32 protein-coding genes and 3 pseudogenes are annotated in these 24,004 nt (G+C 70.4%); 18 read left to right on the plus strand and 17 right to left on the minus strand.

Translation table 11 applies throughout. The features are described from left to right. Positions 1-65 precede the first annotated feature (65 nt). Entirely contained in the window at positions 66-224 is a 159-nt protein-coding gene (locus tag AC068A_RS30060; RefSeq protein WP_478589410.1) for a hypothetical protein, read from the minus strand. Between the two features lie 73 nt (positions 225-297). On the opposite strand from AC068A_RS30060, the pseudogene AC068A_RS30065 reads away from it, so the two are divergent. The 5 genes and pseudogenes from AC068A_RS30065 to AC068A_RS30085 form a co-directional block, all read left to right on the plus strand. After that, a pseudogene (locus AC068A_RS30065) lies at positions 298-384 on the plus strand (histidine kinase); the annotation flags it as partial. Between the two features lie 55 nt (positions 385-439). After that, positions 440-721 carry a hypothetical protein gene (locus tag AC068A_RS30070; RefSeq protein WP_478589411.1) on the plus strand — a complete coding sequence of 94 codons (282 nt, stop codon included), beginning with the start codon at positions 440-442 and terminating at the stop codon, positions 719-721. 2 nt (positions 722-723) lie between these two features. Further along, positions 724-1,077 carry a DUF6233 domain-containing protein gene (locus AC068A_RS30075; protein WP_478589441.1) on the plus strand — a complete coding sequence of 118 codons (354 nt, stop codon included), beginning with the start codon at positions 724-726 and terminating at the stop codon, positions 1,075-1,077. A 98-nt stretch (positions 1,078-1,175) separates the two neighbouring features. Then, on the plus strand, positions 1,176-1,739 hold the full coding sequence (locus AC068A_RS30080) for a Ku protein (protein WP_478589412.1): 564 nt from the start codon (positions 1,176-1,178) through the stop codon (positions 1,737-1,739). Positions 1,740-1,916: 177 nt separating this feature from the next. Beyond that, entirely contained in the window at positions 1,917-2,153 is a 237-nt protein-coding gene (locus AC068A_RS30085) for a hypothetical protein (protein WP_478589413.1), read from the plus strand. Between the two features lie 177 nt (positions 2,154-2,330). Here AC068A_RS30085 and AC068A_RS30090 read toward each other — a convergent pair whose 3' ends face one another. After that, complete coding sequence (locus AC068A_RS30090; RefSeq protein WP_478589414.1) at positions 2,331-3,548, minus strand: serine hydrolase domain-containing protein; 1,218 nt, start codon at positions 3,546-3,548, stop codon at positions 2,331-2,333. 121 nt (positions 3,549-3,669) lie between these two features. Between AC068A_RS30090 and AC068A_RS30095 the strand changes: the two genes are divergently transcribed. The 3 genes and pseudogenes from AC068A_RS30095 to AC068A_RS30105 all read left to right on the plus strand — a co-directional run. Next, complete coding sequence (locus AC068A_RS30095) at positions 3,670-4,083, plus strand: hypothetical protein (protein ID WP_478589415.1); 414 nt, start codon at positions 3,670-3,672, stop codon at positions 4,081-4,083. A 683-nt stretch (positions 4,084-4,766) separates the two neighbouring features. Next, positions 4,767-5,120 (plus strand): hypothetical protein, encoded by a 354-nt coding sequence (locus tag AC068A_RS30100; protein ID WP_478589416.1) that lies wholly within the window; start codon positions 4,767-4,769, stop codon positions 5,118-5,120. After that, a pseudogene (locus tag AC068A_RS30105) lies at positions 5,030-5,290 on the plus strand (helicase associated domain-containing protein); the annotation flags it as partial. The gene AC068A_RS30100 and the pseudogene AC068A_RS30105, both read left to right, overlap by 91 nt. A gap of 564 nt (positions 5,291-5,854) precedes the next feature. On the opposite strand, the gene AC068A_RS30110 reads toward AC068A_RS30105, so the two are convergent. The 5 genes from AC068A_RS30110 to AC068A_RS30130 form a co-directional block, all read right to left on the minus strand. Further along, positions 5,855-6,376, minus strand: a complete 522-nt coding sequence (locus AC068A_RS30110) for a hypothetical protein (protein ID WP_478589417.1) — start codon at positions 6,374-6,376, stop codon at positions 5,855-5,857. 627 nt (positions 6,377-7,003) lie between these two features. Beyond that, a complete protein-coding gene (locus tag AC068A_RS30115) occupies positions 7,004-7,465 on the minus strand; it encodes a hypothetical protein (RefSeq protein ID WP_478589418.1) in 462 nt (153 codons plus the stop codon). Positions 7,466-7,498: 33 nt separating this feature from the next. Next, the gene (locus tag AC068A_RS30120) at positions 7,499-7,945 is read right to left on the minus strand and encodes a hypothetical protein (protein WP_478589419.1); all 447 of its coding nucleotides are present in this window, start codon (positions 7,943-7,945) and stop codon (positions 7,499-7,501) included. Between the two features lie 606 nt (positions 7,946-8,551). Further along, positions 8,552-8,725 (minus strand): hypothetical protein, encoded by a 174-nt coding sequence (locus AC068A_RS30125; RefSeq protein ID WP_478589420.1) that lies wholly within the window; start codon positions 8,723-8,725, stop codon positions 8,552-8,554. Between the two features lie 339 nt (positions 8,726-9,064). After that, a complete protein-coding gene (locus tag AC068A_RS30130) occupies positions 9,065-9,427 on the minus strand; it encodes a helix-turn-helix domain-containing protein (RefSeq protein WP_478589421.1) in 363 nt (120 codons plus the stop codon). Between the two features lie 105 nt (positions 9,428-9,532). Here AC068A_RS30130 and AC068A_RS30135 point away from each other — a divergent pair, with 105 nt between their 5' ends. Next, on the plus strand, positions 9,533-11,314 hold the full coding sequence (locus AC068A_RS30135; RefSeq protein ID WP_478589422.1) for a zeta toxin family protein: 1,782 nt from the start codon (positions 9,533-9,535) through the stop codon (positions 11,312-11,314). On the opposite strand, the gene AC068A_RS30140 is transcribed toward AC068A_RS30135, so the two are convergent. Beyond that, complete coding sequence (locus AC068A_RS30140) at positions 11,301-11,588, minus strand: hypothetical protein (RefSeq protein ID WP_478589423.1); 288 nt, start codon at positions 11,586-11,588, stop codon at positions 11,301-11,303. The genes AC068A_RS30135 and AC068A_RS30140 overlap by 14 nt on opposite strands. Positions 11,589-11,706: 118 nt before the next feature. On the opposite strand from AC068A_RS30140, the gene AC068A_RS30145 reads away from it, so the two are divergent. The 3 genes from AC068A_RS30145 (at position 11,707) to AC068A_RS30155 (ending at position 14,412) form a co-directional block, all read left to right on the plus strand. After that, positions 11,707-12,402, plus strand: a complete 696-nt coding sequence (locus AC068A_RS30145) for a hypothetical protein (protein ID WP_478589424.1) — start codon at positions 11,707-11,709, stop codon at positions 12,400-12,402. A gap of 82 nt (positions 12,403-12,484) precedes the next feature. Beyond that, the gene (locus AC068A_RS30150) at positions 12,485-12,802 is read left to right on the plus strand and encodes a hypothetical protein (protein ID WP_478589425.1); all 318 of its coding nucleotides are present in this window, start codon (positions 12,485-12,487) and stop codon (positions 12,800-12,802) included. 41 nt (positions 12,803-12,843) lie between these two features. Next, complete coding sequence (locus AC068A_RS30155; RefSeq protein WP_478589426.1) at positions 12,844-14,412, plus strand: hypothetical protein; 1,569 nt, start codon at positions 12,844-12,846, stop codon at positions 14,410-14,412. Positions 14,413-14,799: 387 nt separating this feature from the next. Here the strand turns inward: AC068A_RS30155 and AC068A_RS30160 are convergent, their stop codons facing one another. Beyond that, complete coding sequence (locus tag AC068A_RS30160) at positions 14,800-15,213, minus strand: hypothetical protein (protein WP_478589427.1); 414 nt, start codon at positions 15,211-15,213, stop codon at positions 14,800-14,802. Between the two features lie 816 nt (positions 15,214-16,029). Here AC068A_RS30160 and AC068A_RS30165 point away from each other — a divergent pair. Beyond that, positions 16,030-16,287, plus strand: a complete 258-nt coding sequence (locus AC068A_RS30165) for an Ig-like domain-containing protein (protein WP_478589442.1) — start codon at positions 16,030-16,032, stop codon at positions 16,285-16,287. Here AC068A_RS30165 and AC068A_RS30170 read toward each other — a convergent pair. The 8 genes and pseudogenes from AC068A_RS30170 to AC068A_RS30205 form a co-directional block, all read right to left on the minus strand. Further along, positions 16,227-17,249 carry a helix-turn-helix domain-containing protein gene (locus tag AC068A_RS30170; protein WP_478589428.1) on the minus strand — a complete coding sequence of 341 codons (1,023 nt, stop codon included), beginning with the start codon at positions 17,247-17,249 and terminating at the stop codon, positions 16,227-16,229. The genes AC068A_RS30165 and AC068A_RS30170 overlap by 61 nt on opposite strands. Positions 17,250-17,766: 517 nt before the next feature. Beyond that, a complete protein-coding gene (locus tag AC068A_RS30175; protein WP_478589429.1) occupies positions 17,767-18,018 on the minus strand; it encodes a DUF6233 domain-containing protein in 252 nt (83 codons plus the stop codon). A 44-nt stretch (positions 18,019-18,062) separates the two neighbouring features. Beyond that, a pseudogene (locus AC068A_RS30180) lies at positions 18,063-18,497 on the minus strand (Ku protein); the annotation flags it as partial. Positions 18,498-18,500: 3 nt separating this feature from the next. Next, positions 18,501-18,710, minus strand: coding sequence for a hypothetical protein (locus AC068A_RS30185; protein WP_478589430.1), 210 nt, complete (start codon positions 18,708-18,710; stop codon positions 18,501-18,503). Between the two features lie 172 nt (positions 18,711-18,882). Beyond that, positions 18,883-19,080 carry a nucleic acid-binding protein gene (locus tag AC068A_RS30190; protein WP_478589431.1) on the minus strand — a complete coding sequence of 66 codons (198 nt, stop codon included), beginning with the start codon at positions 19,078-19,080 and terminating at the stop codon, positions 18,883-18,885. Between the two features lies 1 nt (position 19,081). Further along, a complete protein-coding gene (locus tag AC068A_RS30195) occupies positions 19,082-19,708 on the minus strand; it encodes a hypothetical protein (RefSeq protein ID WP_478589432.1) in 627 nt (208 codons plus the stop codon). A 125-nt stretch (positions 19,709-19,833) separates the two neighbouring features. Next, a complete protein-coding gene (locus AC068A_RS30200; RefSeq protein ID WP_478589433.1) occupies positions 19,834-20,517 on the minus strand; it encodes a restriction endonuclease in 684 nt (227 codons plus the stop codon). 70 nt (positions 20,518-20,587) lie between these two features. Then, complete coding sequence (locus AC068A_RS30205) at positions 20,588-20,797, minus strand: hypothetical protein (protein ID WP_478589434.1); 210 nt, start codon at positions 20,795-20,797, stop codon at positions 20,588-20,590. 243 nt (positions 20,798-21,040) lie between these two features. Between AC068A_RS30205 and AC068A_RS30210 the strand changes: the two genes are divergently transcribed. The 5 genes from AC068A_RS30210 to AC068A_RS30230 all read left to right on the plus strand — a co-directional run bounded on the left by AC068A_RS30210 (position 21,041) and on the right by AC068A_RS30230 (position 23,914). Then, positions 21,041-21,331 carry a hypothetical protein gene (locus AC068A_RS30210; protein ID WP_478589435.1) on the plus strand — a complete coding sequence of 97 codons (291 nt, stop codon included), beginning with the start codon at positions 21,041-21,043 and terminating at the stop codon, positions 21,329-21,331. Between the two features lie 142 nt (positions 21,332-21,473). Then, positions 21,474-21,611: a hypothetical protein gene (locus AC068A_RS30215; RefSeq protein WP_478589436.1), complete on the plus strand. Its 138-nt coding sequence runs from the start codon at positions 21,474-21,476 to the stop codon at positions 21,609-21,611. A 37-nt stretch (positions 21,612-21,648) separates the two neighbouring features. Beyond that, entirely contained in the window at positions 21,649-22,263 is a 615-nt protein-coding gene (locus AC068A_RS30220) for a hypothetical protein (RefSeq protein WP_478589437.1), read from the plus strand. Positions 22,264-22,751: 488 nt separating this feature from the next. Beyond that, entirely contained in the window at positions 22,752-23,123 is a 372-nt protein-coding gene (locus AC068A_RS30225; protein WP_478589438.1) for a hypothetical protein, read from the plus strand. Between the two features lie 179 nt (positions 23,124-23,302). After that, positions 23,303-23,914 (plus strand): hypothetical protein, encoded by a 612-nt coding sequence (locus tag AC068A_RS30230; RefSeq protein WP_478589439.1) that lies wholly within the window; start codon positions 23,303-23,305, stop codon positions 23,912-23,914. Positions 23,915-24,004 lie beyond the last annotated feature (90 nt).

Below are 24,004 nucleotides of genomic sequence, written 5' to 3' on the forward strand. Positions count from 1 at the left end.
CTGGCCCTCTACACGGCGGCCGGTTTCCAGCCATCGACGAATCTGTGGGCGCCGCTGCTGGCCTGCTACACGGTGATCGTGCGCCATCCGGCGCGCCGCGCGGTGTGGGCGGCGGCCGCGACCGCGGTGGCGTGGGTGGCGGCCGGCCTGGGGGCCCGTCTGTCGGTGGAGCTGTCCGTGGCGCAGGCCGTGATCGGGGTCGGGGTGGTCTGGGCGTGGGCCACGGGCAGCCGCCTCCTGGCGCAGCGCAATGTTCAACTCGCGCATCTGACGGCGCAGTTGCGGTGGGAGCAGGACATGCGTGCCCAGCACGCGATCGCGCGGGAGAGGCTGCGGATCGCCCGCGATCTCCATGACGTCGTCGCCCACCACCTGTCGGCGCTCAGGTCCTCCGGGAAGCAGCTTTGCGCCATAGCTTGGGCAGGCACAGCTCCACCGCGTGCGCGCCGAGTACAGCGCCCTGTGCGCCACGCTGCCCTGGTCGGCGGAGCCCCTGCCCGGATGGACGGTCCAGGAGGGGCGCTACTCCTCGCGCGGCGACGTGCCGCCGAGCCCTGGTTACACCGAAGAGCAGCAGGTGCAGCGGGCGCGGCTAGAGCGCCGGATGCGGCGGCTGGCGGGCGTCGTGATGACGGACGAGTTCTGGCAGGGCGTGGAGCGGGAGAAGGTCGTGGCCGCGCGGATGGCGCTCAAGCGGGCCCACGAGCCTGTTGCGGGGTAGCAGTGGCCGGGCGTGATCCGCGTGCGCTCTTCCCGCCGGATCTGGCCCGGCTGGAGGTGGTGGAGCAGCAGCTCCATGCGCTACTCGTCGAGGTCCGGGCGCTGATCGCCGAGGCCCGCCGCGACCAGCGCCTCGCCCAGACCGAGCACCGGCCGGTGCCGCAGGCCCAGTGGGGGATCCAGCACGGGATCGGCGCGGTCCGCCGGCCGGTGATGGTGCACACCGGGGACTGCTCCATGGGCCTGTCCCGCTCCCGCCCCGCATCGCGCGAGGAGGCCGCCCGGGCCCTCACGCAGGGAGTCGAGGCCTGCACGGTCTGCCGGGCCGACTCCGGCCTGGGAATCCTCGAAGCCTGACCCCCAGGCACCGCCCGAGGCGGGTATCCCGGCCAGGTGTAGGCAGCGGGCGGGGGGGTGCGAGGCTGGAATGAAGGGAGGGCGTGAAGGGAGGTCCGATGCGGCCCGTCTGGTCCGGCGCCATCTCGTTCGGCCTGGTCACCATCCCGATCAAGGTGGTCCCGGCGACGGAGGCGCACGACATCAGCTTCCGGCAGATCCACACCGCCGACGGCGGCCGCGTGCGCGTGCGGAAGGTGTGCGAGCGCGACGAGCAGCAGCTGCGCCAGGACCAGATCGTCCGCGGCTACGAGACCGCCACAGGCACCCTCATCCCCGTCACCGACGCAGACCTCGACAACCTCCCCCTCCCCACGGCCAAGGCCAAGGCCAAGGCCAAGGCCAAGGCCAAGGCCAAGGCCAAGGCCAAGGCCAAGGCCAAGGCCAAGGCCATCGAGATCGTCTCCTTCATGCCGACCGCGAGCATCGACCCGCTCCAGATCGGCACCTCCTACTACCTGGCCGCGACCGAGACCATGGCCGCGAAACCGTACGAGCTGCTGCGTCAGGTCCTGGAGAGGTCCTCGAAGGTGGCCGTCGCCAAGTTCGCGATGCGCGACCGCGACCGCCTCGGCCTCCTGCGCGTCAAAGACGACGTGATCATGCTCTACGCGCTCCGGTGACCCGACGAGATCCGCCCGGCCGATGCAGTCCCCGTCCCCGACACAGCGGTCACCGACGATGAGGTCGACGCGGCCGTCAGGCTCGCGAGCCCCTCTCCGGCAGCGACCTCACAGAGCCGCGACGAGTACCGGGACGCACTGGAGGAAGTCATCGCCGCGAAGGCCGCCGGGACCGGTTTGGCACCGGCAAAGGAGGCACCGCCAGCCGCGGCCGAGGTCGTCGACCTCATGGCCACCATGCTGGAGAAGTCCGTCCAGAACGCGAAAGCCACCCGCGGCGAGCCCGCCACCGTGCACGACCTCCCCAGCAAGAAGAAGACCGCGCCCAAGAAGACGGCCGGCACCGCGCAGGTCGGGAAGAAGCCCGCCGCCAAAAAGGCGGCTGCGAAGCGCACCCCGCGCCACAGCGCCTGAACCGTCCGACCACCCCCGGACTGAGGCTTACCGGCGCAGCACGTGATCCTCCTGTTCCCCTGGTGGAGGGGTAGTGCCGGTTGGTCAGGGTGCGGGCGCACGAACCAGCGGTGGCGGTAATCCGCTGGGTGTGGTCTCGGACGGTTAGCTCTCGTCGCCGCACGGTGTCCCGTCTAGCTAACCACCTGCGGTGGGCGTAGGTTCCGGGACGGCGTTGGGCTGGGCCTCCGGCGGGATCGACCACACGTGCTCCGGGGTCACGATCTTCGTGACGGTGTTGCCGAGGAGGGAACTCAGGTTGCCGGCCTTCCCGTCGATGTCGGAATTGACCACGATCACCAGGGTGGCCCGGGCCTGCGGCAGCCGGACGGCGATGGTCTCGTAGCCGGGCAGTTCGCCGTTGTGGCCGATCCAGCCGTCGATGTCGGCGATGCCCAGCCCGTAGCTCACGTCGGGATAGCCGGTGGGGAGCATGCGCAGCCGCTGGGCCTGGGTGCCGGGCTCCAGCAGCCGGCCGCCGTCGGGCAGTCGGCCGCTGGTCAGGGCCGGGACCCAGGCGCGCAGGTCGTCCATGTTGGAGATCATCGCGCCGGCCGCCCAGGCCCAGGACGGGTTCCAGGTGGAGGCGTCGGCGGTCGTGCCGTCCGGCGTGAAGTTCGTGTAGCCGTGTGCGTACGGGCTCGGCATCGCGGAGTCCGTGGGCAGGGAGGTCTCGTCCAGGCCTGCCGGTGCGAGGACGTGTTCGGCCAGGTAGGTGTGCAGGGGCTGTCCGGAGACCTTCTCGACGAGCATGCCGAGCAACACGGTGTTGGTGTTGCAGTACGCCCAGCGGGAGCCCGGCGGGAACTGGGCGGGGTGCTTGAAGGCGACTTCGAGCAGCTGCCGCGGGGTCCAGGAGCGGTCCGGGTCGGCCTGGTAGGCGGCCAGCCAGTCCTTGTCCTGGGTGTAGTCGTACAGGCCGCTGCGCATCCCGGCCAGCTGGCGGACCGTGATCCTGTCGCCGCCGGGCACGCCGTCGAGGTACCGAGAGACGGGCGCGTCGAGCCGTATCTTGCCCTCGTCGGCCAGCCGGAGGACGCCGGTGATGGTGAAGGTCTTGGTGACGCTGCCGATCCGCGTGAAGAGGTCGGTCTTCATGGGCGTGCCGGCGGCCTTGTCGGAGGTGCCGAAGGCTCGCTCGTAGGATCCGCCGCCGTCGATCCACAGCCCGACCCCCGCACCGGGGATGCCCGCCTCGCGCATGGCCGCGGTGATCGCGGCGTCGAGCTTCTCGGTGGTCGCGGTGTCGATGTCGATCCGGGCCGGAGGGGCGGCCGCGGGGGCCTGGCCCGCGCACAGGGCGGTCAGCAGCAGGGAAGCGGCGGCGAGGGCCGTTGTCGTCCGGTACGGGGCCATCGGGGATCACCTCTGACGCACGTCCCCGAGCGGTCCCTCTCATCGTAGGAACCGGAGTCAGGCGCTGCGACCCGGCAGTTGCGGTGGCGGCGGCCGCCGACCGGTGGGGGTCGGCTGCCTGGTGACGCTCGCTGTGCTCACCGCGGCCGCCGTGCGGCTGCGCTCGGCCGCACCCCTTCTGCAGCCCTGGGTGTTCGTCCAGGTCGCCATCAGCACGCTGTTATGCGCGGGGCTCGCGTTTCTGTACGGGCACATGATCGGCTTCGACCCCACAGACCCCTGGTCGCTCTGCAATGGCCGGGTGAGCCGGATGTTCCGGAACCCATCGGTACCCGAGAGCCAGCTCGTCACCCGGTCGGTGCTCCCGGTGTCGGTGGTGTGCGAGGAGTACTCGGGGGACCCGGACGCCACCGAGCAGGTGCCGGGTTGGGTCAATCCTGTCGTCTTCGTCGGCGGCGGCCTCGCGCTGGGGTCCGCAGGCCTGGCACCCTTCGCTGGCGTGCTGCGCCGCCGGCTGTGCCTGCCGGACAGGTAGGGAGCCGGAACGCCAGGCGCCGCAAGCCCGGCCTGATCCCGTTGCCGGAAACTGGCGGCCGTCGTCCCCGCCGGACCCGGACTGGCTGCGCGAACTGCCCAGCCGCATGCTCAACGCCCGCCATGCCGTCGTCGACTTCACCGGCCGCGCGGACGAACTCGCCGCCCGGTGGCGCAACGGGGGCCCCGCCTGGCCGCCCCCTGGCTCCACGGGCCAGGCGGCCAGGGCAAGACCCGGCCGGCCGACCACTTCGCGGGTCTGTCGACCGCCGCCGGGTGGAAGGTCGATGCCGCCACCCACGGCCCCGGAACCGTGCTGCCCCCGCCCGGCAGCCAGGACCTGCGCCCCGACGGCGCCCACGGGATCCTGCTCCTCGTCGACTACGCCGACCGCTGGCCCCTGACCCACCTGACCTGGCTTCTCAGCAACGCGCTATTCCACCACGGCGACTTACCCACCCGGATCCTCTTCCTCGCCCGTACCGCGGACCCATGGCCGGCAGTCCGCGTCGCCCTGGCCAACCATCAGGCGGGCACCTCGGCCGCCCTCCTCGAACCGCTTCCGCCCGCGGAGCCCGAGTCCGGCCGGGCGGCACCGCCGCCAGCGGACCCCCATACGCCCCGTACGGCGATGTTCGACACCGCCCAGGACGGCTTCGCCGCCCGCTACGGCTCCGCCCGGCGATGGCGGCGCGCATCGCCCCGCCCAGCCCGCTGGACCACCCCGACTTCGGGCTCGTCCTCGCCGTGCACATGGCCGCGCTGGTCGCCGTCGACGCCCACGCCACCGGCTCCCGGCCGCCCGCCGAGACGGCCGGGCTCACGGTCTACCTGCTGGACCGCGAACACCTCCACTGGGCCCGCCTGTACGGCGACGGAACCCACGAACCGAACCGGACCCGGCCGGGCGCACGTACCGCACCCCGCCCTCCGCAACGCGCCGGCCCCTGGAGGCCGTGGCCGTCGCGCTCGCCGGTCGGGCGGGAGCCCGGCTGGCCGTTGTCCTGCACAGTGTGGTCAGTCGGACGACGCTGCTGAGGCTGCTGATGGCGCTTCCTGAGCCAGCCTGGAAGGTGCTCAGGGTCGGCGAGGCGGAGCCGGTGGGCGTGAAACTGGGCGTGTGGGTCTCCAACACCAAGACCCGCCGTGACAAACTCACCGCCGACCAGCTCGCCGCCCTCGCGAAGCTGGGCGTGAACTGGGCGTGACTCGGCTCGATGTTACCGTGCGCCCAGCTCCTGGCCGACCGTCTACGGATTCACGGCCCCGACCACCGCTCCATCATCGGCGCTCGCAAGGAGGTCGCCGACTGACTCAGTCGAGCGGGTGATGAGGCCGCCGCCACCGCGTACGCTGAGCTCCTGGCGGACAGCAGTCGGATTCTGGGCCCCGACCACGAGCTGACCTTCGCCGCCCGCTTCAAGCTCGCTTACACGCGTGTCAGGGCTGGGGACACGGTTGGCGCCGCCCAGGAATTGGCTGACATCCTGGGCACCATGGTCCGTGTCCTGGGCCCCGATCACCTCCATGTCCTCGACAGGCGTGCGAGTGTCGCCTCGTGGCCAGGCCGGAGCGGGGACGCGGCCGGCGCTGCCGAACGACCGCAGGAAGCTGTCCGCCTCCTCGTCCACGGAGCCGTCGGGCCGCACGATCGTGTACGACCAACCCCCACCGGCCCGCCTCATCTGCTGTACCCGCAGGTCCCCCAGGACCATCCCGCTTCGCAGGCTGCCGCCTCCTCGTCCCGTACGACGAGCAGGCAATCGAACCGATCAGTAAAGGGACACGGGACGACGCCAACAGCGACCCCAACGAGCGAAGCGAACGCCTACAGCACGGTCGGTAAAGTCGACACGGCGGACACCGAGCCGGCGGGCGGCCTGGTCCGGGCCGAGGGGGACGTGCCGGTCGAGCAGGGCTGGCAGGTCCCGGCGGCGCGCGAGAGCGGCCACCTGGTCCGGGTGGACGTCGGGGCACTCCGCGTCCCCGCCGAGGCGGACCAGCAGCCCGGCGCGGGCGAGGTGGCCGACCGCCGCCGTGGTCACCCGCGGCCGGCACCGCAACGGCATCCCCAGGGCCTCCGTCAACCGGTCCGCCGCCCACCCCGCACCCACCGGCCCCCGCAGAGCCGCGCGCACCTGCTCCGGGTCGACGGCCTCCACCACCGCCCGCGACCACTGCCTCGGACCGGCGTCGGCCGGCGGAGCCACGCCCGAGCCGACCGCCCACCGCCAGGCCGCCAACGGCACCCGCAGCCGACCCGCGGCCTGCCCCTCGTCGTAGACCTCACGCATCGAACGCACCATGAAACACACTCCGATCGCACATCGACGGCCCGACCGTCAGGCCGCGCCGGAAACATGCCGAAAGGTCCCATTTGTGGTCAATAGCCCTGATTTCGAGGCAAGTTGGAGGCGCACCGCACAAGCCGCGTGCGCGTACTGAGGGCGGATTCACCCCTGCGGGGGACATGGAGAGGGGCCGCCGCGGTCGTGACGGCCCCTCGAAGTGCGCCGGGCCGAGAGCGGCCCGGGGTGAACCCGGTCTGCACCGCGTCGCCCCACTCCGGCGAGACGTACGCGAGCAGCGTCACGGGCACCGGGCTGACCAGAGCGGCAGCAGCGAGTAACCGCGCTGGCCAAACGCCACGGACAGGCCCCCGGGCCGGACGGGTTCGCAACGGGTTCGGACATAGCAAAGCCCCTAAGAGGAGTCGCGGACGAACCGCCAGAAAGCGGGGCACGCCCCGGGCGGTGACCGAACTCTGCGACAGCCGGAGGTTAGCCCCGCAACCCCGCACAAAACCGCAAGTCAATCGGCATGCGACCCAAATCCGGGCCTCGCGCTACACCACCGGCCCCTTAGCCCCGCAAGCCCTTCAAATGTGGCTCTGCTCACACCCCGCTGGGGCGGCCCCGCGCTCAGCCGGTAACCGCGGCCGGCCCCTGACCGAACCGTGGCACGTCCGCGACGGTCTCGTCCAGGCGCAGCCGCTGGAATCTGAGCGGGTGCCGGAATACCCCGCCGCGGTCCCACGGCTCGGTCCGCGCTGACCTCCGCCACCAGCTCGGGGCGGACGAGCACCGCGTCCAGGACGTCGCGGCTCCCCACGCCGCGGCGAACCGCACCCCCGTCCAGGGGTGCCGGGAGCCGGCGGCGGCGAGGTGCTCACCTACCTGTCGTGACGCGTCCGGGCGCAGCGGAACCGTCCGGCCGACCGCGCGCAGCTGGCCGTCGTGGTCGTGGCGGCCGAGGACGAGGAGCTGTGTGCGGGTCAGGGTGCCGGTGATGGCGCCGATGACGGCTTCGGTGGTGTCCCGGCGGCGGACCTTGGTCCACCCGCGATACGAGGGGCGATAGACGCTGGTCAGCGGCTTGATCACGACGCCGAGGACAGGTGCCGGGGGCCCGGTGTTTCACTCCACCGCTTCCTCCATGGACTGCGAGGCTTCGAGTAGGGCGTTCATGAAGGACAGGTAGCGGTCCAAGTCCGCGGCCCAGTCAGGCATTGCCAGGTACTGGAAGGTGTTGATGGCGACCGCGGCCGCCGCGGCGGCCGCGGGACTGTCCGGAAGGATGCCGCCGACGCGGGCCCACTGCTCCCACATCACGTCTCCCGTCAGCTGGGCAAGGATCTCCGGCTGATCCGGCGCGCGTCGCATGAGCACCGCAAGGACGCCGCTCGCCTTCGTGCAGGTGCGCACGGCGTGGCACAGGGCCCGGTCGTCGGCTGTCTCGATGGTGCGCACCATGCCGGTAACGCCCTGGGCCAGGGGAGACTGCGCCAACAGGTCGGTTCCCGCGAGTTCGGCCTGGCGGAGTGCTTCGCGAAGGTGCTCGATCGCCTCGGGGTGGTCTGGCATAGCCCGCTCCAGCGCTTCCAGCAGATCTTCGGCACCAACGTCGGCGGCGCCGCCGAGCAGCAGCCGGGCACCGGGGTCCAGCAGGGCCCGGTGGAAGATGTGCGGGAGGGAAGGTGCCGACGACCGGGCCGGTTCCAGCCCGACCTCGGCGGCGTGGGCACGCAGGGTTTCGTCAAGGTCACGCCGGGGGAGCGGCGGTTTGCCAGCATCTTGGCGGCGGCGTCCTGTCGGGCCTGGAACGCCTTGTTGGAGTTCCCGGTGGGGATCTGGTCGATTCCTGCCCGGACCAACGGTCGTTTGAGGGTCTCGATCAGGGCCGTCCGTAGCCTCTTGGCGGTGTCCGGGGTGTCGTCGATGGCCCAGAAGACCCATCCGAGCCACCCGATACTGCGGCCAGCCCGCGCAGTGCTAGCCAGCCACAGGGCCCGGTGGACGATGTCGCGCCGGAGCGCGATGGAGCCGGGCTCGTACCAGGCGGACGTCCTGGGGAGCCAACCGTGCTGTTGCCAGCGTTCCAACTGCGTCGTGGTGGCCGTGCCCCCCGACCCCTTCGATGATTTGGACCAGGGCAAGGTGGACGGGGGGACGGCTTCGTGCGGGCCATGTTCAGTTCCTCCGGTCCTGGCTGCTGGTGGCGAGGACGGAGTACAGGGTGACCGCAGTTCCCAGGGCACTTGCCCATACCTCGTTCTGCGCAGCCGCAATGGCGACGGCCGCCACCAGGAGCAGCACGGGCACGGGCTGGCTACCGCCTCCGGTGGGCGTGGGCTGGTTGTTCACGTGCAGGTTCCTTTCAGGTGCTGGTGCCGGACTGCCCGGCAACACCCCTATGGCGCCATGCCCTGTCGCGCGAACCGCAGGAAACCTCGCGGGGCGGGTGAACGCCTTCTCCAGAGCGCGGTCCAGACTGTCCCCGAGCAAGTCCATGGCCTGCTACTCCCCTTCTCCGGCCGTCGGCTCGTTCTTGATCAGGTTGGAGACGTCTGAACACGCCGCCGTGCTCCTCGAACTGCTCCTCCGCCCGCAGGACGGGCGGGGCGAGGGGTAGACGGTTGGGCGAAGGGCTGGGGCGGCTTGAGCGCAACTGACACTGCGGGTCGCCCTCCTGCATATGGACGATCATGGGAACGGCGGGACGCCCAGGGCCTCCGGCCGAACGGGCACCTCGTCGGCCTGCTCGGGGGGCAGCGCGGGCGTAGCGCTGAACGTCGCCGGGACTGTCCCTGCCGGGGCGGCGGGGTATTGGGCGGCCCAGCCGTCCAGCAGGCGCTGGTACGCCTGGCGGCGGGGCGGCCGTGGCTCGCTGCGGCCCGCCTCCCAGTTCTTGATGGACTGGGTCGTGGTCTGCAGGGCCTGCGCGAGCCGGGCCTGGGTGATCCCGGCAGCCTCGCGCAGGCGGGCCCGTTCCGCCGGCGGCGGCATCTCAGGCTCGCCTGCGAGCAGTGCGTCGACGGCCTTGAACAGTTCTTCTTCGGTGGGCATACGTCACCTCCGCCACCCATCTTACCAATCTTTACCTATAGATTTTGGATTTGCTTACTCATGGATTTAACCTCAGTTTGAACCTGGTGACTGGGGAGGGGCGAGGTGGCGGAGCAGCACGTGGTGCCGACGGGACTGTCCGAGACGGAGATCCACCGAGTCCTGACCGACGTCCTGCTGCCGACGTGGACCGACGGGGCCGTCCCGCAGGACCGGCCGGTCGTCGTGGTCGTCGCCGGCCAGCCCGGCAGCGGCAAGTCCAGGACCGCCGACGTCATCCACAACGTGCTCAGCCGCCGGGGAGGGGCGGTCCGGATCGGTAGCGACCTCTACAAACGGGCCCACCGGGAGTACGAGACGCTGCTGGAGCGGGACGTACGGACGGCCGGGGCCGAGGTGCGGCCGGTGACCCGCTGGTGGCAGTCGGAGATCGAGGCGTACGCGCGCGCCGCCGGGCTGGACGTGGTGGTGGAGCTCGCGCTGGCGGATCCCGCCGAGGCCCGGGCAGTGTCGGCCCTGTACCGGGCTGCGGGCTACCGGATCGAGCTGGTCGTCCTGGCGGTGACCGAGGCCGACAGCCAGCTCGGCGTCCTGGAGCGGTTCTTCGGCCCGGAAGGCCGGTACGTCGCCTGGGAAAACCAAGACCGCTGCGCCGACGGGCTCCTGGACTCGCTCGAGGTGATCGAGGCAGAGCACCTGATGGACCGGGTCACCGTGGTCCGCCGCGGGCTGGATCCGCTGTACGACAATGAACTCACCGACGACGGGATCTGGGGCAGGGCGACGGCCGCAGCCGCGACGGTGCGCGCGGAACGGTTGCAGCCCTGGAGCGGGCCACGTACCCGCGTCTTCCGCCGCAGCCTGGTGCGCGCCGAGGTCCTGGTCCACGACGAGCGCCTGCCCGCGGACCGCCGCCTGGCCGTCTCCCGCAATGCCGAGCGGGCCGCGGCGGCGGCCGAGCCGGTCCGCCGCATCGCGCACCCGCTCCCCGGCCCGCCGGGCACCGGTTACCACCGGCTCAGCCCGGACCAACACCGCTGGACCTTCGACGAGCTGATCGCCCCGACCTTCCTACGCAAGGCCACCTTCCGCCCGGACCCGCTGGTCGTCTACCTGGTCGGCGAGCCGGGCGCACGCCAGCTGGAGGCGCGGCGGATACTGCGCCGGGCGATGCGGCCGTGCACCGTGCTGCTGGATCCCGATCTGCTGCGCGGCCACCACCCGGACCACTTCCAGCTGGTCAACGACACCCCCCGCCTCGCCGACGAGCTGGTGCGGCCGGATGCTGAGGACTGGCAGGCTGAGGCCGAGGCGTACGTACGCGAACGGCGCGGCGACCTGCTCATCGAAGCCGACTTCACCAGTGCCGCCGACTTCACGCTCAGCGCGGGCCGGTTCGCCCGCGCCGACTACCGGATCGAGGTCGTGGCCCTGGCCGGACGTGCCGCAGACAGCCGACAGCGCACCCTCGTCAACCACGCCCGCGCCCTGGAGCTCGATGTGGTCACCGCCTTCCCCGACCCGGTCGCGCACGCCAGGGCCTGCCAGGTGACGGCCGACATCGTGGCGGCCGCGGCCGCCGACCCCGCCGTCAGGGCGGTCCGGGTGATCGACGGCGACCACCGGGCACTGGGCCGGGACCGGTGGTCCGCCTGGGCCTTGGCTGCGGCCCGGCGCCGCCCCTACACCCCGCAGGAGGCCGCCCGCTTCCACTCCGTCCAGCGGGCGCTGCACCAAGTGCTGCCCCGCCTGCGGGAGGAGATCGCCGGCGTCACGGCCCAGGCGCAGCCGCTGATACCCGCCGGGTGGCAGGCCCGGCCGGTGGAGCACCAGAGCAGCCCGGACCGCCTGCCGTTGCCCGCAGCCGACTGGCTCAGCTGCCGGTGAGCTCCTTGAGCCGGGCGGCGTAGGCGAGGCCGATCTGCACCGTCTCGTCGTCGTCGGCGTCCTCGAGCCGGTCCAGGTCGTCCGCGGCCTGGTCCCGCGCGTCCCGCAGTCCCTGGACCGTCTCGGCGTCCAGGCCGCTGTCGCGGGCCTTGGTGAGGCGGGCGTTGTACCAGCGGATCACCTCCTTCACCGTGCGCTCGGCCTGCTCTGCGTCTCCACCAGGCTGGTGGAGCGGCTGGGGCATGGGGTCTTCGGGGGTGAGGGGGCCGGTCACGGCGGTACCACCTTGGTCGTGCTGACGTATCTGACCAGCCAATTCTCCCTGACGCACCTTCACCGCCCCGGGAACGGGAATAGGTTGGGAGGACAGGAGACGATCATCAGGGGGAGCCATGGCGGGGCGGGATCTGCGGGCGCTGTTCAGCACCAACGACCGGCAAGTGGAGGCCGGCGAGGCGTTCACGAACCGGCAGGGGCAGTGGCAGATCGTCCAGGCCGCCCTCGGCGAGCACCTGGCCCGCATCACCGCCCCCGGCTTCAGCGTGGAGGATCTGGAAACCCCTCGGAACAACATCCTGGTCATGCACGGGGTCGGTGGGATCGGAAAGACGACACTATCGCGGACCCTGGAGGCCGCGCTCACCGGCGCCGAGGGCCGTCCGGCCCGCTGGGGTGAGCCCGTCTGGCCCGCCCGGCCGACGCTCCTGCCGATCCGGATCGACCTCGCCCGCTCCGCCGGCGTGGACTTCGAACGCGTCGTCCTCACCATCCGCCTCGCCCTCGCAGCCCACCTGAACCGGCCCCTGCCCGCCTTTGATCTCGCTCTGCGCCGCTACTGGGAGCACCAGCACCCCGGGGAATCGCTGGAGGAGTACCTGCGCCGCGGCGGGCTCGCCGCCAAGTTCGGCAAGGGCCTCCCCCAGCAAATGCAGTCCGCACTCAGCGACGTCGCCCAAGCCCTGCTCCTGCCCCGGCACCGTCGGGAGCGCGATCGGCGCCCTCACCGGCGCCCTGACCACCGCGCTGCGCGAACGCCGCCAGACGGTCCGGGCCCTGGCCGGCTGCGCCCGTCTCGCCGACCTCCTTGAGGTCGAGCCCGACATCGACGCGCTCTCCTACTACCCGCACCTGCTGGCCTGGGAGCTCGCCCAGCTGCCCGCCGAGCAGGCCGTGCTGCCGGTCATCCTGCTGGACACCTTCGAGGACACCGGCACCCGCACCCACCGCGACCTCGAACGGCTCCTGCAGCGCCTGGTGTGGCTGATGCCGAACGTGTTCTTCATCGTCACCGGCCGCGGCCGCCTGCAGTGGGCCGATGCAGCCCTGGAGGGCCAGCTCGACTGGACCGGCCCCACCGCCTGGCCCGGGCTCGTCGGACAGGCCGTCCCCGGCCCCCGCACCGCCGGCACCCCGACGGGACCGGCCGCCAGGTCCTCATCGGCGACTTCTCCCCCGAGGACTGCTCCGACTACCTGGCCCGGCGCCTGACCCGCGACGGCCAGCCTCTGATCGACGCCGGCCTGCGCACGGTGATCGCCGAACGCTCCCACGGCCTGCCCCTCTACCTCGACCTCGCCGTCCTGCGCTTCCTCGAACTCCGCCGAGCCGGCCGCACCCCCGCGCCCGCAGACTTCGGCACCGACTTCCCGGCCCTGCTCACCCGCACCCTGGCCGACCTCACCCCGGACGAGCGCCACCTCCTGCGCGCCGTCAGCCTGCTGGACGCCTTCGACCTGCCTCTGGCCACCGCCACGGCCGGCCTGTCCCACCTCTCCGCAGCCGCCCGCCTGATCGAGCGGCCCTTCGTCCGGCACGACCCCTTCGCTCTGTGGCCCTACCACCTGCACGCCCTCATCCGCTCCACCCTGCGCACCGCCGACGACGCCACCGACGACCGCTGGACCGACACCGACTGGCAGCAGGCCGCCGCCCGCGCGCTGGCCGCGCTCGGCGCGCAGTGGCAGACCAGCAGCGGGCCCGACCGGCGCCTGCTCGTCGGCTGCCTGCGCCAGGGCCTCGCCCTGGCCCGCGACCACCAGCTCGAACTGAGCTGGCTCACCGACGCCGCCTGGGCCTACACCGACGACATGGTGTGGGAACCCCTCCCCCTGCCCGTCCGGGACAGCCGCGAGGACGAACTCGCCACCGCCGCCGACGCCCTGGCCGAGCTCCTATCCGCCCTGGCCCGCCGCCAGCACGAGCACAGGTCCGTCACCGCCTCCCGACTCACCCGCGTCATCGACGCCGGCCTGCTGCCCGCCGAGCTCACCGAGATGGCCCTCTACTACCGGGCCAAAGCCCGCCGCGACCTCGGCCAGAGCGACGTCTCCCGCGACGGCATGCGCCAGGTCGCCGACGGCGGCGGCCGACTCGCCCCCGCCGCCACCCGCGGACTCGCCCACCTCGCCCGCGCCACCGGCGACTTCCCCACCGCACTGTCCACCGCCCGCGCCCTCGGCTGGCCCGGCCGCGGAAGCCGGGTACTCGGCGACATCCACTTCGCCCACGGCGACATGAACCAGGCCGCCACCGCATTCGCCGCCGCCCGCACGGAGGCCGAGCAGCACGGCAACTCCGGGGAACAGGCCATCGCCCAGGCCCACCTTTCCCTGGCGTACGCCTTCACCGACCCCGACCGGGCGGACGACGAGATCGCCCTCGCCGAGCAGCTCCTGGCCGGACTCGACCAGCGCGCCACCACCCTCACCCTCAAGGTCGCCGCCCTGGCCCGCGACGCCGGCACCCTCGCCGATCTCGACGGTGCCCGCGCGCTGCGCGCCGAGATCCGCGCAGCGGGTATCACCTCGACCGAGGCCATCCTCGAGCTCACCCTCGCCCTGCACCACGCCGTCCTCGGCGATCACGACAAGGTCCGCACCGTCATCGGCCGGATGCACGAGTTCGCCGAACGCGGCGACTACACCTACTACGCCGACATCGCCCCCTCCCCCCACGACCTGGCTGGACGGCCCGGACACCGTTCGGACCCGGTGGCGGCAGCTCGTAGAGGGACGGCAGACCCGCACCAGCGAGCACCGGTGACCTGGCGCACCAGCGGCTTCAAGCGTGGCAACACGCCTGCGCGCAGCCGTGTGTAAACCTCTTTTCGCAGGTGAGGCTACAACGCCGGACTGTTTGCAGTGGGGTGTTGCACCCGCGTTGCGACCTGGCCGAGTAGATCAAGCCGTCCATCCTCACGACCGCAACCGCCCCTGTTCGACCCCTGAGCTGCGCAAATGCCCAGATCACGAATCGAACAGGCGCTCAGCGTTCTTGAGCTATGCGAGCGCTGCGCGAGAGTCCCTCATGGCGGGGGTGGCTCGTCCGTCAGGAGTCCCTGCGGAGGAGTTGGATTCTTTGGCCGTATTGCTTCAGCGTTCTCGTGCCGGTCCTTACGATCCTAGATCCGCCGCATCGCCGTCGCGCCGCGCCCGCTGCTGGCCCTACCAGGCCCGTCACTGACCCCGGAGCGCGGTCAGACGGGCTCAGCTCCACTCTTCCGCGTAGTACGGACCGTTGCAACCGACCCGGTTCTCGCACACGAAGTAGTGCGAGATGTACCGGGGCTCGTAAACACCATTGGTGAGGTACTCCTGATAGTGGAGCGACCCGCTCCGATACCCCGACCCGTCCGGGTCCCAGAGCTTGAAGTCCTCGTACGTCCCCCGATCGGGGTAGTACACCCAGTACTCGATGTAGGCTCCGTTGCCGTCAGCCTCGTTGTCGGTGATGTGGAGCTGCACAAGGTCGGGGTTGCTGAAAGTCGGACGCGCAAGCGTGCCCGCGTCCTTGCCGTGGTAGTGCGTGGTCGTCGGATAGGCGTGTGCCGGCGCTGCGGACAGGGCCATAGCAATTCCTGCCGTGGCCGCCAGCGTTCCGAGCCTGTACCTCATCTTCATTGACTCTCCCCCTACGTTGAAAACGTGTTCTGACGAACCTTCGACCCAGCACGATGAAGGCTTGATGGGCCGCCAGAGGCGGTGGTGCCACGGATTTCCCCAGCGCGCGCCGCATCCGACGTTGTGCGAGGCCTGTCTGGATATCGCAGGTCAGACACGGTCATATCGGAGTCGCCGGCGCTGCGACGACGGACGTGATGCGCCCAATAGGCGCTTGAGCTCGATTCGTCTCCTGGTCTTGATGGGGGCACGTACCGGCCATTGATGGATCACGCAGCGACGGACTCAGCACCAGTCGGTGGGAGCGTCCCCATAGGGGAAGCTCACGTTCCCGCTGTATACCCAGGCCCTCCAGTCGGAGACGTAGTACCAGAGGTTCCCGTAGCTGTTGTAGTAGCGGCAGGATGCGCGGCCCCAACCCTGGTTTGGGTCCCGGTATCCATCGCACTGTTGGTAGGGACCGCTGCGGAAGGTGGTGCCCGCCTTGTAGTGCATGAAGCCGCCGCCGGTTCCTTGGCCATCGAGCCTCCACTCGCATTGAACTGCTGACCCCTGAGAGGTGAAAGCAGGTGCTGCGGAGGCCGTACTGGTCAGGCCGGTGAAGGCTGCGCCGGCAATGAGGGCGGCAGCGGCCAAGGCGCGACGTAAGTGCATGATCATGCCTTTCGTGGGAAACGGATGACGTCTCGAAACTATCTCGACTCAGGATCTTTGGCTGGGGCCATGTGGCCAATGCCCTGCGGCGGTAGCGGAATGTCCCTATAGGGACGACCTCGACGACGACAAGGGCCTGACCTCAGCTGACATCGAGTCACAATCCTCCAGGAGCCTCAGTACGGAACACTCGAGCTGCGGGCAGAAAGGGGCCGGGCCGTATACACGCCCCACCCAGAGTTCGGCGGACCCGACACCTTCGAGTACACGATCAAGCTGCGGGCGACGTGCCCCGCGCCGTACGTCGTATCGGTGTGTCACCGGGTCCACTGCTGTCCTGCAAGTGTGCCCATAAACCGTCAAGGCGTCCTTGTCGTTCTCTGCACAGTTCTTGTCCGTTCTTGCACTACACGGGTCTGAGTCAGGTTTCGGTACTCCTTGGGTGATACGCCGTAGGCGGAGGAAAAGGCGCGGCTAAAGTTGGCCGCGTTGACGAATCCCCACCGGGCCGCGATAGCGTGTATCGGCTGGCTAGCAAGGTGGGGGGCAGAGAGGTCGCGTCGGCATCGTTCAAGTCGGCACTGGCGGATCCAACTGGCCACAGCCAGACCCTGTTCTTGGAAGAGCTTATAGAGGTAGCGGATGGAAATTTGGTGGGCCGCGGCGATGGTTTCGGGTGAGAGCATGGGGTCACCGAGCCGCTGTTGAATGAAATCTTGTATCTGTGCCTGCAGCGTCCGCCGGTATGTCTCCGGCGGCAATGTGTGAGTGGATTCGAGTTCGTGGCCGCATAGAGCAGCGAGCAGATCCACAGTGATGGCTGACAGTCGGACAGTATCGGCTGTCGTGTAGCGGCCAGCGTTGCTAGTCAGGTGCGTGACGTTGTGGGCTAGCAGGGAGCCGATTCCCTCGCTGACCGACAGCCGCTTTGCGATGAGAGGTTTGAGAGTCTCAGACTGGAGCGGGAACAGTTTTCTTTGGACTTGCAAAATTGTGCAGCCGGCCACGGTGCCGTCTTCGGTAGCCGCCCAAGCGGTGAAGGGACGTGAGGTGTCGTAGAGGACCAAGCCTTGCGTAGCCAGTACCGCTTCTCGGCCACCTTGACTGACTCCTATCTGTCCCCGCCGGTGAAACACGCAATACAACACTTCGGGATCGGACTGCCGTATCAGTTTGGGTGTCCGAGCCACCTGTAAAGGGCTGTAGGTAAGTGTTGATATCTGAAGAAATCCGAGGTCGAGCAGGCGGATGGTGCCTCGGAAGTTGTCCTGGTGATCGGTGCGGATCAATGTCGGAAGATGAGATTTCGTGCCTGTCTCATACCAGCTTGCCCAGCGGTCCGCCCTGGGTAAGTCATCAGTACTGAACACGCTCTCAATCACTACGGCCCCTCATTCGGGTCACACTGCACGTCCGTTTGACTCAACGACTGGGGCAGAACCTGCCGACTCCAGCATGCGGACGTCTTCGACCACACACCGAATGTCGGATCCAATCGCCTTGAAGTAGCCCTGCAACGACCAAATCCGACGCCTTGCGTGGCACCCTGCTGTGCAAGAACGCAGTACGTAGGAATCGATGGGTTCGTGCTGCCACGTTCCTGCAGATCGGCAGGATGCCCAGCGCGGAACAGTCGAAGGTCACCGCCCAGCCTGGGGGTCGCCTATGACCCGCGCAGGGCCGCGCGGGTAAGTGGAAGACCCGGTCAAGCCCTGGTCATCGGCCCCCTCGCTCGGGGCTGCTTTCGGCGAGGGAGCTGGCCATAGGGGCACCGATCCCGACGTCGCCCCAGGCTGCGTACGGCTCTTGAGGAGTGGAATGACGCGCCCGCCGACATCGGTGGGCCGCGCTGCCGCTGAGTCGGACCCCGTCGACCACCGACGACGCTCGCTGAGCTGGCTACGCGGCGCCGTCGATCCGGAGCTCGCGGTCCGGCCCGCAGAAGGGACACGCCTCGATGCCGTCGGACAAGAGGCGGAGGGCCTCGGGCCGGGTGATCTCCTTGCCGTGGCCGTCGGGGCAGTGGCCGGCGTGGACCCGGAACGGGCGGGGGCCGTAGCCGGTGCGGTGCACCTCGAGCTTCCAGTCGGGCACCCATGGCTGCGGCCTGCGGGCCGTGGCGGCGGCCTCCTGTTGTTCCAGGCGGGCCAAGGCCTCGCGGGTCTGGCCGAGCTGCCACTCCAGCGCTGGTGGAAGGCGAATTTGGCTACGGCCACGCGGCTGGTGCGGCCGAGGGCCTCGCGCAGGAGGACGTACGGCCGGGCGGCGACGGGGTCCGGGGCCGCCAAGTAGTAGGCGCCGGCCCCGAAGGCGGCGGGGTTGATGGAGGCCGCGGGGACGAAGCTCACGATCTCGATCGCCTTGGCCGTGGGCAGAGGCAGGGCGTCGAGTTCTGCGTCGCTGACGGGGATCGTTCCGGTGGCGGTCTCGTAGCCGCGGCCGATCTCGTCGAGGCCGACGGGTTCGCCGTCGAGTTCGCAGACCTTGAGGTTGCGGACGCGGCCGATGAGTCCGCCCTCGTGCTGGTGGATCTGCCGGAAGTGCACGGCGTGGCGCTCGGTCGCGGGCACGACGGACACCGGGACGCTGACCAGCTCGAACGAGATCGCTCCGTTCCACAGGGCCTTCACGGCTCAGGCCCAGGACTCGGGTCCGGTGCCCTGCCAGTCGAAGAGGGCCTCGTCGGTGAGATCGACGTCCTCGGCATCGGCCATGCCCGCCCGGTAGAGGAACTCCCGGACGTCCAGCTCGCTGGTCGCGCGGCCGAGTTCCTCGCGCCGGTAGGTCACCAGGCGGCGCCCCCGGTCGTCGGGAGGGTGGATGGTCACTCTGGACTCGGCCATGGCTCCAGACTCGCTGCCGACGCCCGAGGCCGCACTCAGGCCGTGTCCGGTCGGGTCCATCTACTCGATCGGGACGTCAGCTCGGGGCACGCCCCACGGCTGAGCCCGTGCATAGCGGGCGTCTGCCGTCCACATGTCCGCCCCAGCGTGCGTTGGGAAGGAGTACGCGGTGCTATGCCGCCTCCGCTCCTGCACCGTCTGACGGGGCGGCCTGCCTCTTCAGCTGCATGCGGGCGGCCACTACTTCCTCACGGGGAACCGTCGCCCAGTGCGAGTGGCCCACAACGGCGATCGACAGCTCCAGGATCTCCGCCCGCATCTCGTCGACCTTCTGCTTCTGCTCGTCGCTCCAGTCAGGGCTGTCGGGCACGTCACCGCGATGGGAGTAGCGCTCGCCGCGCGTCCAGCCCGCTATGGGCTCCACGCTCCAGGGCAGCCCTGCCAGGTGCGCGGTGCTCGGCGTGGGCGCGGTGGAGGCGCTCCTGGAGTTGGAGGAGGTCGTCGGGGAATGCGGGGGTCGTGGTCACGCCGCGATCGTAAGCCTGTTCGATTTCAGGAGGGAAGTCGACGCTCTGGGCTGTCACCTTTTCGGGCTCCGGCTCCCCGGTGCTGGCTTCGGTAGAGGCTGAGGACACCACGGGCGTGACCGGCGCCGCGGTGCGGTGGAGCAGCGGCGCCTCTTGTGCGAAGGGCTTCACAGACGGCGCCTGCGGGAAAGCCCGCTGCTGCGGGATCGGCGCAGTCGCTTCGAGGCCCCCGGCCGGGACGGGATCAGCCAGGGTTGTTGTGGGGCGGCACGTGGGCCGGTTCGGGCTCGACTTCGAGGGGGTGTCGTCTCCCTGGGCCGGAGGCAGCGTGAGGACGCCCTCCTGAAGTTCGGCAAGACGGTCGCGGTCCGCGTCTGTCACCCAGAACTTCTTCACTTCCGGAGCGGGCAACGACACCTCCCGGGCCCGCGAGGGAGCCGAACTGCTCCTGGCCTTCCAGAAGGAGATCATGGCCGCGCACGGGTATGTGCTCGTCGACAATCCCGGCCCTGCAGCGCCTTTCCCGCCGCACACCGGCACCCCGCCCAAGGGTGTGGGCTGACCCCGCAGACCAGGCATGCGTGCGCTTGGGGCGGTCAGGCGGAGGGGCGCCGCTTGGTGCCGCCGCCGCTGCCGTTCAGCGGGATCAGCGTCTCCAGGTGAGCGCCTTTGACCCAGGAGCCCAGCAGGTCGCGGTGCAGGGCCACGATGTCCTGGCGCAGTGCCAGGCCCATCGCGTCCCTCGTGAACGCGTGGCAGGTGGTAACGAACAAGGCGACGTCCGCGCCGTGCTCGAGACGGGCGGTGCCGACGAACTTCTGCATGTCCTGCGAGGGCACGCTCCGGTGCGGCGCGTACTTCTTGCACTGGATGACCAGCTTGCGGCCGTCGGCAAGGTAGCCGACGACGTCCGCGCCCAGGTCGCCGCTCTTGCCGCTGACGACGACCTTTGTGCAGCCGTCACGCCGGCACAGCTCCGCGATGTACTTCTCGAACTCCTGCCACGACAAGCCGTCGACCTGGGCCATGGACAACTCACGCGCCCGAGCCTCGTCCTGGGCCCGCCACGCGCGGTCCTGGCCGACCGCGCGGCGATGCGCCCGCAGGAGCACCCAGCCGACTCCACCGAGTACGGCCGCGACGAGTACGGCCACCAGGACGGGCCACACCGTCGACCAGTTCGCGGCGACCCACGCCACTGCGGCGGCCGCCACCACCGCACCCCAGACCTGTAGTTTCTTGCGGGTCTTCTTCCTCAGGCGCCGTCGACGTGCCGCCATCACTCCCCCGCCTCCCGGATCGGTGGTCCGCTGCGTGAGCCGGCGGGCGCCGTCCGGCCCGTGCGTGTGCTCATCGGCTGGCCTGGGTGACGCCGCTCGCGAGCTGCCCCAGGATGTTCGAGATCCCCTCGCCTACCGGGGTGGGGGCGATCAGGACGCCCAGAGCCAGGACGATGACGACGGTCAGCTTCTCGTCGAAGCGGCTGCGGGCCTGCGTACGCCGTCGCAGCCGCCAGATGACGACGACTACGAGCAGCACCGCCACGTTGATGGTCACCACCCCCCGGCCTCCCCACCGACTGCCCTTCCCCCACGGACGGCTGGATGTCACCGCCAATCCTCTTGTGTAGCGGCGGCTTGGTGATGTTGGAGGCAGGTTGCTGGCGAATGGCACAAAGCCATCGGACCTGGCCGAATAGCACGCGCGGCGCACCGCGGCTGGCTGGTCATCTCGCTGACACGGCTCCGACCTGCGTGGCAGGGTCGGTGGTGATCGACAACGGCATCAGCGAGGGGGCTTTGCGTGGGCGCGCGGATGTGGAACGGCTTGGTCGGCGTGGTGAAGGAGGCGTACACCGCATCGCTGGGCGAGGGGACTGTGCCGCGCCCGGTCATGATGCCGCTGGTGCGCGGCGAGCTGATCGGGCTGATCTGGGTGCGCCCGCTCAAGCTCGGCGAGGACGCGCTCACCGGGATCGCGGAACTCGCGAACATCGCCGCGGCGGCTGGCGCGGACGAGGTGGTCCTCGCCTGGAGACCCACGACGTCGCCACCGCCTGCGAGCTGCCGATCGCCGGCCCGGCCCCCTGCCTGAACATGGTGCTCGCCACCCGGGACGGGCATGTCCTGCATCAGTTCCCCTACAGCGAGCAGCTCCTGTCCCGCAGCCCCGAGGGCTGGGCGTCGGTCGCCCCCGACTGGCGCCGGCCTCCGCGCCGCAGCCCGGCGGCGAGCTGGTGCCGCCGATCCAGGCCGCGGTCAACTTCTCCTTCACCCCCATCGAGCTGGACCACCCCGATCCGTTCGGCCTCACCGTCGTGCTGATGGAGGAGGACGGCTACCGCATCAGCCTGACCGAAGCGTTCGCCCGCTGAGGCCGACGTCAAGATCCGAGTGAAGGGAGCTACCCCCATGGGGGCAGTGGTGTTGTGCACGGTGTTCTGGGCGGGCGCGGCCCTGGCGGTGATGCGGTGCGTCAAGAAGTGGCGCAGTGGCCCCGATCAGGTGTGGTCGTCGAAGTGGAAGGCGCTGGCGGGGGCCTTGATTGTGACGGCCTTCCCGGTGATGGCAACGGCTCGGCTGGTGCCGTCCGAGGGGCAGTTCTTCCTCGAGGCTCTCGCCGGGCTGCTGGTTCTGGGCTCCGCCGGCTCCATGGTGGCCGGATGGGAGGCGGCACGCCGGAGTGCTGCCCAGACGCGGGCGGTACGGAGCGGGCTCGGGCTGCCCGTCGAACGAAAGCTGTGGAGCCCGTGGGCCCTGGTGGGCTTGTGGAGCGCAGCAGGGATCCCCTTCACTGTTGCCGAAGTGGTCGTCACCACCAGGTACATCGAGGCGCACTCCGAACCTGCTGCCGACGGCACCTGGGCCGAGGCGGGCACGATCGCCTGGCTCTCGGTCCTGACCATCGCCGCCTTCGTCGTCGGCGGCTTGCTACACGGCCTCGTCCAGCACCGGCGCCGCACCCAGGAACAGCAGCGCGTACGTAACGCCGAGCAGCAGTACCTCATCACCAGTCCCGCGGACTGATAGCTCCCGTCCCCTGCTGTGTGGGCGAGTTCACCTGCCTTCACCCGTGCGCCGCATACGGTGGCCTCGCCGCCCGCACGCCGCCCGGCACGGCGGAATCGGCGGCGCACAGCAAAAGACATGGAATGGAGGAAGGCCGGGATGACGCAGGCTGTGGTGAGCGAGCTGGACGAACGGGTGCCGGGGCGTCGTTGGACGGTGCGGTTGGACTCCGCCGGCCGCGGCAGTGCGGCAGTACGCATCTCGTGTAGCCGCCCTGCCTGTGCCGAGCAGCGCCTGCCCACGGCGGCCGCCGGGCGTGCGGCCGCGGTCACCCACCTCAAAGCCCACCTGCGCGCAGCGCCCGCCCCGAGAGCCGGGGTGTACTGCGCGTGCCGGGTTGAGGGCTGCCACACCCATCTGCCCGCCAGCGGACGTGTGCGTGCCGAACCCTGGCGGTGCGGCGGCCCGGTGGTCCTGGCCGTGATCACCAACCGGGAAGGCCGCTGGTGGCAAGCGATGGAGTGCTGCTCCCGGTGCGCGGCCGCCACCCCCGGAGCGAAGACCGCAGCCACCTCCGAGCCTCCTGCGGCCGCGGACCACCCGACCCCCGCAGCCACAGCGCAGGCGCTCCGCAGTTCTCCGACCACCAGGCCGCCGTCGACCCGGTCCCGGCTCCACGCTCCACGCCTGCGCGACGCCGCCCGCCGCAGGTGAAGATCGCCCAGCGAGTTATCCCGCATGACCTGCGGCCCGTCGCCCTGCGGGACGAACTCACCGAACTCGGGGACCTCTTCCGCGTCTACCAGCAGCGCGACCAGCCCGACCTGGCGCTGCTCGCCGACCTCCAGGAACGCAAGGCCCGCGCCTTCACCACCTGAGCTGATGTCACCTGCGAAGCGGCTGTGCGGTGGGAGGCCCGGCGCGCCGAACAGGCCGCTGCCGCCACCCGCCTCCAGCACCAGCAGCGCACCAGCGGCATCACCGGCGGCGACGGGCCTGGGCCCGGCTGCTGACCGTCCCGGCGCAGTGGGAGCACGCGCGCACGGTCCTCGCGCACGTGGCCGACCACAGCCCGCTGCCCGGGCCGGAGGCACGGCTGCTGGTGCTAATGCTGACCTTGCGCACCGCGCATACGGGCACCGGTAACCTCGTCGGCCAGGACCTCACCGCGCTGGGTCTGACCGATCCGGAGGACCTGGTCGAGAAGCTGACCGGCTGCGGCTGGCTGGAGCTTCCCGGCACCGCCGGCGAGTTGCTCGCCTCGCGGCCGGAGAACGCCACCCCGGTCACCGTTCCCTCCCTGGCACCAGGCGAGGGCGGGACGGGCCCGTTCAGTTTCGGCAAGAAGATGCGGCCCAAGCTTTCCGGGTGGGCCCAGAAGGTCATCTCGGACAAGAAGATCCGCAAGGCCAAGGCCACCGCCGGCACCCGGTTGCTCGCCCTGACGTTGGCTACCCAGACCGACACCTCGGGATCTCTCGGCCCCGGCGGCCAGGGCATCGGCCTGAACGCCCTCGCCGCCTGGGTCCCGGTCGCTTCCGGCGAACTACAGCACCTGGTCGACCAGCTGGCCGCAGTGGACTGGCTCACCGACGCCGCCCTCACCGGCACCCACCTCACCGGGCAGGTGAGCGAGCGTGTCCTCCCGCTCAGCTGCCCCCTGACCTAAGGGCTGTCCCGTAACTGCTATGGGAGGGCTGGTGCCATGCCCTACGGCTGAACGCACCGCGCCAGCTGGCCGTACTTCATGCCGCTGGAG

It is taken from the genome of Streptomyces sp. NPDC043854 (assembly GCF_056436005.1).